15 protein-coding genes are annotated in these 12,809 nt (G+C 67.7%); 10 read left to right on the forward strand and 5 right to left on the reverse strand.

Translation table 11 applies throughout. The features are described 5' to 3' along the window. Positions 1-9: 9 nt before the first annotated feature. A complete protein-coding gene (locus JI745_RS12790; RefSeq protein ID WP_201807023.1) occupies positions 10-813 on the reverse strand; it encodes a MotA/TolQ/ExbB proton channel family protein in 804 nt (267 codons plus the stop codon). Positions 814-1,049: 236 nt separating this feature from the next. Here JI745_RS12790 and JI745_RS12795 point away from each other — a divergent pair, with 236 nt between their 5' ends. Beyond that, a complete protein-coding gene (locus JI745_RS12795) occupies positions 1,050-1,754 on the forward strand; it encodes an SDR family oxidoreductase (protein ID WP_201807025.1) in 705 nt (234 codons plus the stop codon). A 17-nt stretch (positions 1,755-1,771) separates the two neighbouring features. Here the strand turns inward: JI745_RS12795 and JI745_RS12800 are convergent, their stop codons facing one another. Then, positions 1,772-2,224 carry an SRPBCC family protein gene (locus JI745_RS12800; RefSeq protein ID WP_201807026.1) on the reverse strand — a complete coding sequence of 151 codons (453 nt, stop codon included), beginning with the start codon at positions 2,222-2,224 and terminating at the stop codon, positions 1,772-1,774. A 68-nt stretch (positions 2,225-2,292) separates the two neighbouring features. Here JI745_RS12800 and JI745_RS12805 point away from each other — a divergent pair, with 68 nt between their 5' ends. Next, positions 2,293-2,661 (forward strand): MerR family transcriptional regulator, encoded by a 369-nt coding sequence (locus tag JI745_RS12805; protein ID WP_201807028.1) that lies wholly within the window; start codon positions 2,293-2,295, stop codon positions 2,659-2,661. Between the two features lie 58 nt (positions 2,662-2,719). Further along, complete coding sequence (locus JI745_RS12810) at positions 2,720-3,181, forward strand: response regulator (RefSeq protein WP_201807030.1); 462 nt, start codon at positions 2,720-2,722, stop codon at positions 3,179-3,181. A 1-nt stretch (position 3,182) separates the two neighbouring features. Here the strand turns inward: JI745_RS12810 and JI745_RS12815 are convergent, their stop codons facing one another. Then, positions 3,183-3,509 (reverse strand): ankyrin repeat domain-containing protein, encoded by a 327-nt coding sequence (locus tag JI745_RS12815; protein WP_201807033.1) that lies wholly within the window; start codon positions 3,507-3,509, stop codon positions 3,183-3,185. A 61-nt stretch (positions 3,510-3,570) separates the two neighbouring features. Further along, on the reverse strand, positions 3,571-4,491 hold the full coding sequence (locus JI745_RS12820; protein ID WP_201807043.1) for an MBL fold metallo-hydrolase: 921 nt from the start codon (positions 4,489-4,491) through the stop codon (positions 3,571-3,573). Positions 4,492-4,577: 86 nt separating this feature from the next. Between JI745_RS12820 and JI745_RS12825 the strand changes: the two genes are divergently transcribed. Then, positions 4,578-4,934, forward strand: a complete 357-nt coding sequence (locus JI745_RS12825) for a MerR family transcriptional regulator (protein ID WP_201807046.1) — start codon at positions 4,578-4,580, stop codon at positions 4,932-4,934. 21 nt (positions 4,935-4,955) lie between these two features. On the opposite strand, the gene JI745_RS12830 is transcribed toward JI745_RS12825, so the two are convergent. Next, a complete protein-coding gene (locus tag JI745_RS12830) occupies positions 4,956-6,029 on the reverse strand; it encodes an endonuclease/exonuclease/phosphatase family protein (RefSeq protein WP_201807049.1) in 1,074 nt (357 codons plus the stop codon). 335 nt (positions 6,030-6,364) lie between these two features. Here JI745_RS12830 and JI745_RS12835 point away from each other — a divergent pair, with 335 nt between their 5' ends. Genes JI745_RS12835 through JI745_RS12860 form a run of 6 tightly spaced genes read left to right on the forward strand, consistent with a single transcriptional unit; the run spans position 6,365 to position 12,807 of the window. Beyond that, complete coding sequence (locus JI745_RS12835) at positions 6,365-7,669, forward strand: sugar ABC transporter substrate-binding protein (RefSeq protein ID WP_201807052.1); 1,305 nt, start codon at positions 6,365-6,367, stop codon at positions 7,667-7,669. A 57-nt stretch (positions 7,670-7,726) separates the two neighbouring features. Next, on the forward strand, positions 7,727-8,584 hold the full coding sequence (locus JI745_RS12840) for a carbohydrate ABC transporter permease (RefSeq protein ID WP_201807055.1): 858 nt from the start codon (positions 7,727-7,729) through the stop codon (positions 8,582-8,584). 2 nt (positions 8,585-8,586) lie between these two features. Beyond that, positions 8,587-9,402, forward strand: coding sequence for a carbohydrate ABC transporter permease (locus JI745_RS12845; RefSeq protein ID WP_201807057.1), 816 nt, complete (start codon positions 8,587-8,589; stop codon positions 9,400-9,402). A gap of 11 nt (positions 9,403-9,413) precedes the next feature. Continuing rightward, complete coding sequence (locus JI745_RS12850) at positions 9,414-10,457, forward strand: ABC transporter ATP-binding protein (protein ID WP_201807060.1); 1,044 nt, start codon at positions 9,414-9,416, stop codon at positions 10,455-10,457. Continuing rightward, entirely contained in the window at positions 10,454-11,830 is a 1,377-nt protein-coding gene (gene dalD / locus JI745_RS12855) for a D-arabinitol 4-dehydrogenase (protein ID WP_201807062.1), read from the forward strand. The genes JI745_RS12850 and dalD overlap by 4 nt, the downstream gene beginning before the upstream one ends. Positions 11,831-11,871: 41 nt before the next feature. Next, on the forward strand, positions 11,872-12,807 hold the full coding sequence (locus JI745_RS12860; protein WP_201807065.1) for a helix-turn-helix domain-containing protein: 936 nt from the start codon (positions 11,872-11,874) through the stop codon (positions 12,805-12,807). The last annotated feature ends 2 nt before the right edge of the window (positions 12,808-12,809 follow it).

Below are 12,809 nucleotides of genomic sequence, written 5' to 3' on the forward strand. Positions count from 1 at the left end.
CTGCTGCGATCAGGCGGGCTGCGGCACGGCCGACACCGACGCCGCCTCGGGCGCCGCGGCGGCCGACGAAGCCGCCGACGACGAGCCGAGCAGCACCGAGTGCAGCTCGCCGGAGAAGTCGCGCACCTCGTCCATCACCGCCGAGTTGCGGCGCAGCAGCCAGTTGTAGCCGAGCACCGCCGGCACGGCGACCGCGAGGCCGATGGCCGTCATGATGAGCGCCTCGCCCACGGGGCCGGCGACCTTGTCGATCGACGCCTGGCCCGCCACGCCGATGGCCGTGAGCGCGTGGTAGATGCCCCAGACGGTGCCGAAGAGACCGATGAAGGGCGAGGTGGAGCCCACGGTCGCGAGCACGCTCAGGCCCGACGAGAGCTTGCGCTGCACGCGCTCGGTGGCACGATGCAGCGACAGGTCGACCCACTCGTTGAAATCGACCTTGGCATGCAGGCCGCTATGCTTCTTCGACGACGCGAGGCCGCTCTCGGCGATGAAGCGGAAGGGGCTGCTGCTCGCGAGCCTGGCGGCACCGGCCTGCACCGTGCCGGCATTCCAGAACTCGCGCCCGGCGGCCTTGGCGTGGCGGCCGATGCGGGTCTGCTCGAGCAGCTTGGTGATGATCACGTACCAGCTGGCGATGCTCATCACACCGAGGATCGCGAGCACGGCCTTGGCGACGAAGTCGCTCTGCGACCACAGCGCACTGAGGCCATAGGGGTTGTCGGTGGCGCCGGGTTGGGCGTGGGCCAGGCTGCAGGTCAGGGCAAGCAGCAGCGGCGCCCAGGTGCGCGCGGTCTTCAAGGAGAGAGTCATCGAAACATCCCGATGTGGTGACGGAGTCGAACGAGTGTCGATGCGGTGCAGCGCCTCGTGAAGAAAGCGTTTTGCAGATGAATATTCGGCAGGGATCGCGGCCAGCGACGGCTTGCTGCGCATGCAGCAGATGAAGGTCGTGGGGTGCTGCCTCCGATGCAGGGGGTGTGGAAGTTCAACACCTGCCCGACTGGCTACGATGAAGACCCGTTTGCATGACGCAGGAAGGAGCCCGCATGTCACCCGAAAAAGTAGCCGTCGTGGTCGCTGGCGGCAGCGGCATGGGCGCCGCAGCAGCGCGCCGGCTGGCGCGAGACGGTTTCAAGCTCGCCATCCTGTCGTCGTCCGGCAAGGGCGAAGCCCTGGCCCGCGAACTCGGCGGCGTCGGGGTGACCGGGTCGAACCAGTCGACCGAGGACCTGGCGCGACTGGTGGATCTCACAATTGCGCGCTGGGGCCGCATCGACGTGCTGGTCAACGGCGCTGGGCACGGCCCGCGTGCGCCGGTGCTGGAGCTCACCGACGAGCAGTGGCATACCGGCCTCGACGTCTACCTGCTCAACGTGATCCGCGGGACACGGCTCGTCGCCCCCTTCATGGTGAAACAACAAGGTGGCGCCATCGTCAACATCTCCACCGCATGGGTGGCCGAGCCGAGCCCGATGTTCCCGACCTCGGCCGTGTTCCGGGCGGGGCTCGCCGCCTTCACCAAGCTCTTCGCCGACGAGCATGCGGCGCACAACGTGCGCATGAACAACGTGCTGCCCGGCTGGATCGACAGCCTGCCCGCACGCGAAGAGCGCCGCCAGAGTGTGCCGATGCAGCGCTACGGCACGAGCGACGAGATCGCCGCGACGATCGCCTTCCTCGCGTCGGACGGCGCGGCCTACATCACGGGACAGAGCATCCGCGTGGATGGCGGCCTGATGCGATCGATCTGACTCCTGCCCCGCCGCATTCAGCCGCGTTCCAGCCGCGCTTTCAGGCGCCGCAGGCCGACCGCCGCGCGCCGGGCCATGACCCTGCGCGCGAGGGGCAGCACCGTCCAGCGCGGCAGCAGCGCACGGTTGCGGCTCAGCATGCGCCACGTCATCTCGCAGGCGTCGGGCCCGCGCTCATGGAAATCGATCTCCATGCGCGGCAGCAGGGTGGCCAGCGCCCCCTCCGTCACCAGCCGGTGCGGCGACACCGCCTCCTTCACCCGGATGCTCACTTCGCGCCGGCCGCGCAGCGGCATGGCCACCGTCTCGCGGTACTGCTTGCCGACCGCGGTGAATGGCAAGCCGTCGTCGGACGCGATGGCGATGACACCCGGAAACCAGGTGGAGAAGTTCTCGAGGTTGGCGGCGAAGTCGAAGGCCCGTTGCACGGGGCATGAGATCAGGATGGAGGTGTGGGCGAGCAGGTACATGCGGCTCCTTGCGAATGGAGCCGGAGGCTAAAGTGTGGACCTAGGTCCACAGTCAAGAGGTGTCGCCCATGAACGTCGGCGAGCTGGAAGCACAGACCGGCCTGGGCCGCGACGCGATCCGCTTCTACGAGCGCAAGGGCCTGTTGGGCAAGATTCCCCGCAGCGCCAACAACTACCGCGACTACCCGCCGGCCCTGGTCAAGGAGATCAAGCTCTTGCGCAGCATGCAGTCGCTCGGTTTCTCGCTCGACGAGATCGGGCAGGTGCTGCGCGGCTTGCGGGCCCGCGGGCTGGACTGCCGGGACGGCGCGCGCCTGCTGGCCACCAAGCGCGAGCGCATCGAGGCGCAGATCCGGGATCTGCGCAAGGTGAGCCGTGTCTTGCAGCAAGAGCAGGCACGCCTGGAGGAACGGGCCCGACGGCACGGTCGCGTGTAGCCCGGGCAAACCGCCTGGCCGGAGGGGGGCGTGGCACGCCGTTTGCCCCGTCTGGAACATGCTGAACATCGACCGGGGCTGCATGCCCATCCGTGCGCTGGTTGTCGACGACCATGTCGACGTGGCCAACATCACCTGCGAGCTCCTCCAGGAGCTGGGGTGCAAGACGGCCGCCGCGTTCGGCGGCATCACCGGGGCGCGCCTGGCCGAGCTGTTCAAGCCCGACATCGTCTTCCTCGACATCGGCATGCCTGACCTGGACGGCCACGGCGCCCTGTCGCGCATCCGCGACGCCGGGCGCGTGGATGCGGTGTTCGTCTGCATGACCGGGCGGGACGACCCGGAGCTGCGAGAGCGCAGCCTGCAGGCCGGCTTCGACCATTTCCTCACCAAGCCGGTGGAGCCCGAGGTGTTCGAGCGCCTGGTCGACCAGGTGCGCACGACACGGCGCAACGGGCCCGGCCCGGTGCCGCCGCTGGGATCGCAGCCGCACCAGCCGGTGCATCACGGCAAGCGCTGACTCACCCGCGCCGCCAGAACGCGCGCCGCGGCTCCTCGGCACCTTTGGCCAGCAGCGCCGGCACGAGCTCGTCGCGGCCGTGGCGGCGTGCGGCCTGCAGCGGCGTCATGCTGTCCATCTCTGACAGCAGGTTGGGGTTGGCGCCGTTCTCGAGCAGGTAGCGCGCCACTTCGGCGTGGCCGTAGATCAGGCTCGCCACCAGCGGCGTGCAGAGTATCTCGGGGTGCTGGTAATTCGGGTTCACGCCTTCGCTGATGTGGTACTTCACCAGCGCAAGATTGCCGGTCACGGCGGCCTGGTAGAGATCTTTCCAATCACCTGCGGACATGCATGCCTCTTGATTCGAAGTGGATGGCGGGCCGCACTGTAGCGGCCGCCGTGACGGACTTCTACTCGACCCAGCGCGGGTAGTAGCCGAGCGCATCGTGCACCACCGCATCGTGCGCCGGGATGATGAGCAACCCGGGGTTCGCCTGCTGGATCGCGTGGAGCAGCTTCACCGTGTCGTGCGTCGCCTCGGCATCGTGGTCGACCACGCGCCGCGAGATGAAGGGCTTGGGAGCCTGGTGCGTCACGCCATCGACCCGCCAGGCCACGTCGCCGATGAAGAGCGCCTGCCGGCCCGAGCTCAATGTGAGCACGAGGCCCACCGAGCCCGGCGTGTGGCCGAAGAGCGGCACCAGCACCGCCGAGCCGTCGCCAAAGAGATCGAGGTGCTGCTCGAAGGGCCCGAAGCGCCGAGGCGCGAGCGCATAGGTGTGCCACCTGATGCCGGGCGCATTGACCTGCACCGGCAGCACCGCCGGCGGCTTGGCCGTGCGCACGAAATCGAGTTCGCCCGCGGTGAGCCACACCTCGGCCTCGGGGAAGTCGTGCAACGCCGCCACGTGGTCCCAGTGGCCATGCGTGAGCACGATGCGCGAGATGGCCGGCTCGCCACGCGCGTCCAGCTGCGCCCGCGCCGGGCTGAAGCCCTGGTAGCGCATCAGCGGCTTCACCCACCACGGCATCTGGTCGTCGAAGTGCCGGCCGGTCTGGGTGCCGAGGCCGCTGTCGAGCAGGAAGCGGCCCGACGGGTGGCTCACGAGGATGGCCACATGGTTCGCCATCACCTTCTGCGACCAGCTGCCGCCGGCCCAGGTGAGTGCATCGCGCGTGGGCGTCTCGCCGGTCTTGATGATGGTGAACTTGACCGCCGGGGCGGGCCCGCTCGGGCGCGGCAGGATGGGGTCAGGTTGCGCGGCCATGCTCAGGATGGAGCACACCGCCAGCGCCACACCGGCAACGATGGAAAAAAGGGCCTTCGGCACGAATCGTCTCCTTGTAGAGTCGCGCAGCGTAATCCCTGGACCTTGGTCCAAGGTCAAGCCCCATCCCTCCACGAACCCGCAGCCCCATGCAAATCGGTGAACTCGCGCAACGTGCCGGCGTCAGCCGCGACGCCCTGCGCCTCTATGAAAGCGCCGGCCTCATCGAATCGACGCGCCGCGACAACGGCTACCGCGAGTACACCGAAGACACGGTCGTGCGACTGTTGCTCATCCGCACCGGGCAACGCTTGGGGCTGAGCCTGGCGCAGATCGGCGAGGCGGCGGCGGGGCTCAATGGCATCACCGACGTGAAGCAGCGGGAGGCGGCGGTGACGCAGTTGCTGCGGGCACAGCTGGAGCGGGTGGACCAGCAGTTGCAGGAACTGCAGGCGCTCAAGCAGGAGCTGGTCGATCGGCTCGAGAGCGGCTGCCCGCTGTCGTGAGGTGATGCGCCGCGCAAGGGCTCAGACTTCGGCGACCTTCTCATCGGCCTCCTGGCGCTCGGCCGCATCGGCGTGCAGGTGCGGCTGCTCCCGGTCGGCATCGGGCTCGTAGCTCAGGCAGGTGTAGACGGGGAAGTGGTCGGAGCCCCAGGCCGGCAGCCGACGGAAGTCGACCAGCCGGAAATGCGGCGAATGAAAACAGTGGTCGAGCGGCCACCGCACCAGCGGCCACTTCGCGTTGAAGGTGTGGAAGAAGCCGCGGCCGATGCGCGGGTCCAGCAGGCCGCTGATGTCCTTGAAGAGGTCGTTGGTGTGCGACCACGCCACGTCGTTCAGGTCGCCAAACACCACCACCGGTCGTTGCCGCTCCCGGATCTCCTTGCCGACGATGAGGAGCTCGGCGTCGCGCTCGGTCGAGCGGTCGTTTTCACCGGGCGCAGGCGGCCGTGGGTGCAGGCAGCGCAGCTCGATCTCGTCGCCGCTGCGCAGCTGCACGCAGGCGTGGATGGACGGCACGTCGTCCTGCACCAGGAACTTCACCTCCGCGTTGCGCAGCGGCAGGCGCGAGTACAGCAGCATGCCGTAGGTGTTGTCCAGCGGCTGCTGCACGGTGTGCGGGTGCGTGCGTTCGAGGTCTCGCAGCTCCTGCTGCCACCAGGTGTCGGTCTCGACGGCGAGCACGATGTCGGGGTCCGCCTCGCGAACCAGCTCGCGCAAGCGTGAGGCCGCGCGGTTGTCCATCAGCACGTTGGAGAACAGGAGGCTCAGCCGCACCTGCGGGTCGCCGCGGCGGCTCATCTGCACTTGGGGTCGCGCCAGCCGCGTGAAGGGGCGCATGCGGTGGCACTGGTAGACGAAGGCCGCGCCCAGCAGTGCAAGCATCACCTCGGCCGTCACGCGGACGGGGCTTCCACCGGTGCGGTGCCGTACCCACCAGAGCGCGGCAAACGCCACCCCGGTGAGCACGGTGATCTGCAAGCGCGGGAAGTCGAAGATGCGGATCCACCAGTCGTCACGGCGCAGCAGCGGCAGCGCGGTCGCCACCAGCATCAAGCCGCCCAGGCCGACGGCTCCCCATCCGAGCAAGGCCAACACGCTGGGGTCTCCGGCTCAGCGCGGCGAGGTGATGGCGAAGACGATCAGTTGGCGCAGCAGCATGGCGGGGCTCCGAAGTGATGCCGGGAAACTTATTCGAAGCACGACGCCGCAGGCATCAGGGGCCGACGCTTGACGCGGTAGGTCGCGGCCTACACGCTCGCCGATACGCAATCGCTCCACCTAGGACAAATACCAAGCCCCCGGTGCAAAACCGTATAGGCCACCGCCCCCAAAGTATCAGGAGTGGCACGGCAGGCCCTCTATCTTTCGCCCTGTCCGCAGACCGCCGCGGCACCGCCCGACAACAGATCAGACGACAGGAGACGAACACAATGAAACTCAAGGCACTGGCCCTGATGTGCAGCCTGGCCGCAAGCGCCGCCACCGCATCGGCCACCGACCTCGTCATCGCGACCGTCAACAACGGCCACATGATCGAGATGCAGAAGCTGACCCCGCACTTCGAGAAAGAAAACCCGGGCATCAAGCTCAAGTGGGTGACGCTCGAAGAAGGCGTGCTGCGCCAGCGCGTGACGACCGACATCGCCACCAAGGGCGGCCAGTTCGACGTGATGACGATCGGCATGTACGAGACGCCGATCTGGGGCAAGAAGGGCTGGCTGCAGGAGATCAAGCCGACCGCCGCCTACGACGTCGACGACCTGCTGCCCGCCATGCGCAATGGCCTGTCGGTCGACGGCAAGCTCTACGCCGTGCCCTTCTACGGCGAGAGCTCGATGCTCATGTACCGCAAGGACCTGGCCGACAAGGCCGGCATCAGCTTCCCCGAGCGCCCCACCTGGGCGCAGGTGACCGAGGCCGCGGCCAAGATGCACGACCCGAAGGCCGGCGTCTACGGCATCTGCCTGCGCGGCAAGCCGGGCTGGGGCGACAACATGGCCTTCATCACCACCATGGCCAACAGCTTCGGCGGCCAGTGGTTCGACATGCAGTGGAAGCCGCAGCTGGAGAGCAAGCCCTGGAAGGACGCGATCGCGCTGTATGTGGACCTCTTGAAGAAGTACGGCCCGCCCGGCTCCAGCGCCAACAGCTTCAACGAGATCCTCGCGCTCTACAACGAAGGCAAGTGCGGCATGTGGATCGACGCGACCATCGCCGCCTCGTTCATCACCGACCCGAAGCAGAGCAAGGTGGCAGACAAGGTGGCCTTCGCGCAGGGCCCCTACCAGGCCACGCAGAAGGGCGCGAGCTGGCTGTGGGCCTGGGCGCTCGCGGTGCCGGCCGGCAGCAAGAACCCCGAGGCGGCGCAGAAGTTCGTGACCTGGGCGACGAGCAAGGCCTACATCAACCTCGTCGCGAAGGAGAAGGGCTGGGCAGCGGTGCCGACGGGCACGCGCAAGTCGACCTATGCGAACCCCGAGTTCGTGAAGGCGGCGAAGTTTGCCGAAGCCGAGAAGAAGGCGATCGACAGCGCCAACCCGACCGACAGCACGCTGCCCAAGAGCCCGTACGTGGGCGTGCAGTTCGCGACCATCCCCGAGTTCCAGGCGATCGGCCTCGCGGTGGGGCAGCAGATGAGCGCGGCGCTGTCGGGCAAGGCGACGGTCGACCAGGCGCTGAAGGCGTCGCAGACCATCGCCGAGCGTGAGATGAAGAAGGGTGGGTATTACAAGTGAGGGAACGGCCCGTCATTCGCACGGTGCGGATGACGGGCGCTTCTGACTGAGCTCGCCATGACCCGACTGCTCCCCCGTGCGCTCATGGCGCCGGCCGTCATCACGCTCTTCCTCTGGATGATCGTGCCGCTCGCGATGACGCTGTACTTCTCGGCGGTGCACTACAACCTGATGCAGCCCGGCGAGAAGACCTTCGCCGGCCTCGCCAACTTCGAATACTTCTTCACCGACCCGGACTTCGGGCCTTCGGTGGTCAACACGCTGCTGCTGCTCGGCTCGGTGATCGCCATCACCGTGGTGATGGGCGTGGGCCTGGCACTGCTCGTCAACGAGCCCTTCCCCGGCCGCGGCATCGTGCGTGTGCTGCTGATCTCGCCCTTCTTCGTGATGCCCACGGCCAATGCGCTCCTGTGGAAGCACATGATGATGAACCCGGTGTACGGCGTGCTCGCGCAGGTGGCGCTCTTCTTCGGCGTGCAGCCGGTCGACTGGCTCACCGAGCACCCGCTCTTCTCGGTGATCGTGATGGTGTCGTGGCAGTGGCTGCCGTTTGCCTGCCTGATCTTCATCACCTCCTTGCAGTCGCTCGACCGCGACCAGATGGAAGCCGCCGGCATGGACGGCGCCAACGCGTTCCAGAAGTTCTGGTTCCTGGTGCTGCCGCACCTGGCGCGGCCGATCGCGGTGGTGGTGATGATCGAGATGATCTTCCTGCTCAGCATCTTTGCCGAGATCTTCACCACCACCGGTGGCGGGCCCGGCAACGAGAGCACCAACGTCGCCTTTCTGATCTTCAAGCAGGCGCTGATGAACTTCGACGTGGGCGTGGCCTCGGCCGGCGCGCTCTTCGCGGTGGTGCTGGCCAACATCGCGGCGGTGTTCCTGATCCGCATGATCGGCAAGAACCTGGATTGAGCATGAAGCAACTGGCCTTACTCATTCGCACGGTGCTCGCCTGGGGCCTCACGCTGCTCCTCGTGTTCCCGCTCATCTGGCTCGTGCTCACCGCCTTTAAGACCGAAGCGCAGGCCATCGCCATCCCGCCCGAGCTTTTCTTCTCGCCCACGCTCGAGAGCTTCGAGGAGGTGAACACGCGCAGCGACTACCTGCTCTTCGCGAAGAACTCGGTGATCACGAGCGTGCTGTCCACGGTCCTCGGCCTCTTGATCGCGGCACCCGCTGCGTACTCGATGGCCTTCTTCCGCACCGAGAAGACACGAGACATCCTGATGTGGATGCTCTCCACCAAGATGATGCCGGCCGTGGGCGCGCTGGTGCCGGTCTATGTGATGGCGCAGACCGCCGGCCTGCTGGACACGCTCACCGGCCTCACCATCGTCTTCACGCTGTCCAACCTGCCGATCATGGTGTGGATGCTGTACTCGGGCTTCAAGGACATCCCGCCCGACATCCTGGAAGCCGCGCGCATGGACGGCGCCGGCGTGTGGGGCGAGTTCATGCACGTCATCCGCCCGCTGGCCATGGGCACCATCGCCTCCACCGGCCTGCTGTGCCTGGTGCTGAGCTGGAACGAGGCCTTCTGGTCGCTCAACCTCAGCTCCGCCAAGGCGGGCACGCTCGCCACGCTCATCGCGTCGTACTCCTCGCCCGAAGGCCTCTTCTGGGCCAAGTTGTCGGCCGCGTCGCTGATGGCCATCGCGCCCATCGTGGTCGTCGGCTGGTTCAGCCAAAAACAGCTCGTCCAGGGCCTCACCTTCGGCGCCGTCAAGTAAGGACACCTTCCATGGCATTCCTGCAACTCCAGCGTGTGGAGAAATCCTTCCACAACGTGCAGATGATCAAGGGCATCGACCTCGCGATCGAAAAGGGCGAGTTCATCGTCTTCGTCGGCCCGTCGGGCTGCGGCAAGTCGACGCTGCTGCGCATGATCGCGGGCCTCACCGAGACCGACGCCGGCAGCATCCACCTCGACGGGCGAGACATCACCCGGCTGCCCTCCTCCAAGCGCGACCTCGCGATGGTGTTCCAGAGCTACGCGCTCTACCCGCACATGAGCGTGTTCGACAACATGTCGTTCGCGCTGCGCTTGGCCAAGGCCGACCGGAAGCTGATCGAGGAGAAGGTGAACCGCGCAGCGGAGATCCTCAACCTCACGCGCTACCTGCAGCGCACGCCGAAGGAGCTGTCGGGCGGCCAGCGCCAGCGTGTCGCTATCGGCCGCGCCATCGTGCGGGCACCCAAGGTGTTTCTCTTCGACGAACCGCTGTCCAACCTCGACGCTGCGCTGCGCGGGCAGACGCGCGTCGAGATCGCCAAGCTGCACCGCGACCTGGGCGCCACCACCATCTACGTCACGCACGACCAGGTGGAGGCGATGACGCTCGCCGACCGCGTGGTGGTGCTGCGCGACGGCGCCATCGAGCAGGTCGGCTCGCCGCTGGAGCTGTACGACCGCCCGGCCAACCAGTTCGTCGCGCAGTTCATCGGCATGCCGCAGATGAACGTGGTCGACACCGCCCAGCTGCCTGCACTGCGCGACGCCGCGGGCGCCACCGCCGCGCCCGACGGCTTCATCGGCGTGCGGCCGGAGAACGTGAAGGTGCGGCCGGCCGGTGCGGGCCAGCTGATGGGGCGGGTGGAGCTCGTCGAATCGCTGGGCGCCGACACCCTGATCCACGCCAGCGTGGGTGCCGAGAGCGTGCACCTGGTCGCACGCCAGGCCGAGCGCACCACGCTCACGCCCGGCGACACCGTGGGCCTCGACATCGCGCCCGCGTCCTTCCACCTCTTCGACCGCCAGGGCAAGGCCGTGGCCACGCACGCGTGAACACCATCCTCCACATCGGCCTGGGGTCCTTCCACCGGGCGCATCAGGCCGTCTACCTGCACCACCTGCGCCAGCTCGGCGACACATCGTGGTCCATCGTCGGCGGCAATATCCGCGGCGACATGGCCGACACGATGGCCGCACTTGCGGCGCAGCAGGGCCAGTACACGCTGGAGACCGTCTCGCCCGCGGGCGATCGGCACTACGAGCGCATCACCTCCATCCGCGAAGTGCTCCCCTATGACCGCAGCCTCGGCCAGCTCATCGCCGTGGGGGCCGACGACGCGACGCGCATCATCAGCTTCACCGTCACCGAGGCCGGCTACTACCTCGACAGCCAGCACCACCTCGACCTCACCCACACCGACCTGCGCTGCGACATCGAGCACGGCACGCGCCACACGATCTACGGCGCCGTCGGTGCCATCCTGCGCGAGCGCATGCAGCGCGGCAGCGGGCCGGTCACGCTGCTCACCTGCGACAACCTGCGCAGCAACGGCACCCGCTTCCGCGCCGGGCTGCTGCAGTTCCTGATGCTGCGTGCCGAGATGCCGCTGCGCAACTGGGTGGAGGCGAACACGCGCAGCCCCTGCAACATGGTCGACCGCATCACGCCGCGCCCTTCGCCCGAGGTGGCCGAGCGTGTGCGGGCGGTCACCGGCTGGGACGACCACGCGCCGGTGATGGGCGAGAGCTTCATCCAGTGGGTGATCGAAGACGACTTCATCGCCGGCCGTCCCGCGTGGGAGCGGGTGGGCGCCGAGATGGTCGCCTCGGTGCACGCGCACGAAGAGGCCAAGATCCGCATCCTCAACGCCACCCACAGCTGCGTGGCCTGGGCAGGCACCTTGAAGGGCCTGTCCTTCATCCACGAAGACATGGCCGTGCCGGCGATCCGCCAGATGGCACACGACTACGTGACGAACGATGTGATCCCCTGCCTTCACACGGCAGAGCACCCGAGCCCGATCGACCTCGCCGCCTACCGCGACGTGGTGCTGGATCGCTTCGGCAATCCGCATGTGCGCGACACCAACCAGCGTGTCGCGATGGACGGTTTCTCGAAAGTGCCGGGATTCATCGTGCCCACGCTGCGCGAGTGCCTCGCACGTGGGGCCTCCATGGACAGCACCGCGATGCTGCCCGCGCTCTTCTTCACCTTCCTCGGCCGCTGGCACCGCGGCGAGCTGGCGTACGACTACCAGGACGGCGTCATGGACCGCGAAGCCGCCCACGCCTTCTTCAAGAGCGCCGACCCGCTGTCCGCCTTCTGCGGTGACCCGCTGCTGTGGGGCGACCTGGCCGGCAACCCCACGCTCGAAGCCGCCATCCGCGCCGCCGAGCGGCGCGTGAAAGCCTTCCTGGCGGGCTGACCCTGATGCCGAGACGCCCCCCTTGATCTAAGGTCGCTGCCATGCCCACGCTACGCCCTCGCCACCTGCCCCGCCAGCGCCAGCCCGAGCTGGAGCTCGACTACGCCCGCCCCACCTCGCTCGGCTACGAGGCCGCCGAAGACATCGGCATGCTGCGCTGCCTGTCGCACGGCTTCCCCACGCCGCTCGCACGCTGGCACTTCCACGACGAGTACGAGCTGCACCTCATCACCGCCACCTCGGGCAAGGCTTTCGTCGGCGACTGGATCGGCCCCTTCCAGCCCGGCCACCTGGTGCTGTGCGGGCCACGCCTGCCGCACAACTGGGTCTCGCTCGACCTGCCCGAAGGCGGCGTGCCCGAGCGTGACCTGGTGATCCAGTTCCGCCACGAGCCGATCGCGCATGCGGTCGAGATGATCCCCGAGCTGGCCGAGGTGATGCCGCTGCTCGAGCGCTCGCGCCACGGCATCGAATTCTTCGGCCTCTCGGAGCGCGCCGAGGCGCACTGGCGCAGCCTCAAGCAGGCACGCGGCCTGCAGCGATTCGCGGCCTTCTGCGACTTCCTCGGCGACCTGGCGCGCTGCACCGACTACCGCCTGCTCAGCAGCGTGCAGATGCAGAGCGACGAGCGCGACACCGAGCTCGACCGCATCGGCGTCATCGTCGACCGCATCTCGGGCGACATGGCCACGCCGTTTTCGGCCGCTGAAGCCGCCGCCGAGCTGGGCCTGAGCGAGAGCCGCTTCTCGCGCCTCTTCCGTCGTGCCACCGGCAACACCTTCACCGACTTCGTCAACCGCGTCCGCATCAACCGCGCCTGCCATCTGCTGATGGAGACCGACCGCCGCGTGACGCACATCTGCTACGAGGTCGGCTTCAACAACGTGGCCAACTTCAACCGGCGCTTCCTCGAGATCAAGGGCCTCACGCCCAGCGAGTTCCGCCGGCAGACCGAGCACCGCTTCGGCCGCCACTGATC

It is taken from the genome of Piscinibacter sp. HJYY11 (assembly GCF_016735515.1).
In the GTDB taxonomy this organism is placed as follows: Bacteria; Pseudomonadota; Gammaproteobacteria; order Burkholderiales; family Burkholderiaceae_C; genus Rhizobacter.

Bases quoted from the DNA above. Each gene is read 5' to 3' on its own strand.
- JI745_RS12790 (WP_201807023.1), bottom strand. From the start codon at position 813: ATGACTCTCTCCTTGAAGACCGCGCGCACCTGGGCGCCGCTGCTGCTT.
- JI745_RS12795 (WP_201807025.1), top strand. From the start codon at position 1,050: ATGTCACCCGAAAAAGTAGCCGTCGTGGTCGCTGGCGGCAGCGGCATG.
- JI745_RS12800 (WP_201807026.1), bottom strand. From the start codon at position 2,224: ATGTACCTGCTCGCCCACACCTCCATCCTGATCTCATGCCCCGTGCAA.
- JI745_RS12805 (WP_201807028.1), top strand. From the start codon at position 2,293: ATGAACGTCGGCGAGCTGGAAGCACAGACCGGCCTGGGCCGCGACGCG.
- JI745_RS12810 (WP_201807030.1), top strand. From the start codon at position 2,720: ATGCTGAACATCGACCGGGGCTGCATGCCCATCCGTGCGCTGGTTGTC.
- JI745_RS12815 (WP_201807033.1), bottom strand. From the start codon at position 3,509: ATGTCCGCAGGTGATTGGAAAGATCTCTACCAGGCCGCCGTGACCGGC.
- JI745_RS12825 (WP_201807046.1), top strand. From the start codon at position 4,578: ATGCAAATCGGTGAACTCGCGCAACGTGCCGGCGTCAGCCGCGACGCC.
- JI745_RS12835 (WP_201807052.1), top strand. From the start codon at position 6,365: ATGAAACTCAAGGCACTGGCCCTGATGTGCAGCCTGGCCGCAAGCGCC.
- JI745_RS12840 (WP_201807055.1), top strand. From the start codon at position 7,727: ATGACCCGACTGCTCCCCCGTGCGCTCATGGCGCCGGCCGTCATCACG.
- JI745_RS12845 (WP_201807057.1), top strand. From the start codon at position 8,587: ATGAAGCAACTGGCCTTACTCATTCGCACGGTGCTCGCCTGGGGCCTC.
- JI745_RS12850 (WP_201807060.1), top strand. From the start codon at position 9,414: ATGGCATTCCTGCAACTCCAGCGTGTGGAGAAATCCTTCCACAACGTG.
- JI745_RS12860 (WP_201807065.1), top strand. From the start codon at position 11,872: ATGCCCACGCTACGCCCTCGCCACCTGCCCCGCCAGCGCCAGCCCGAG.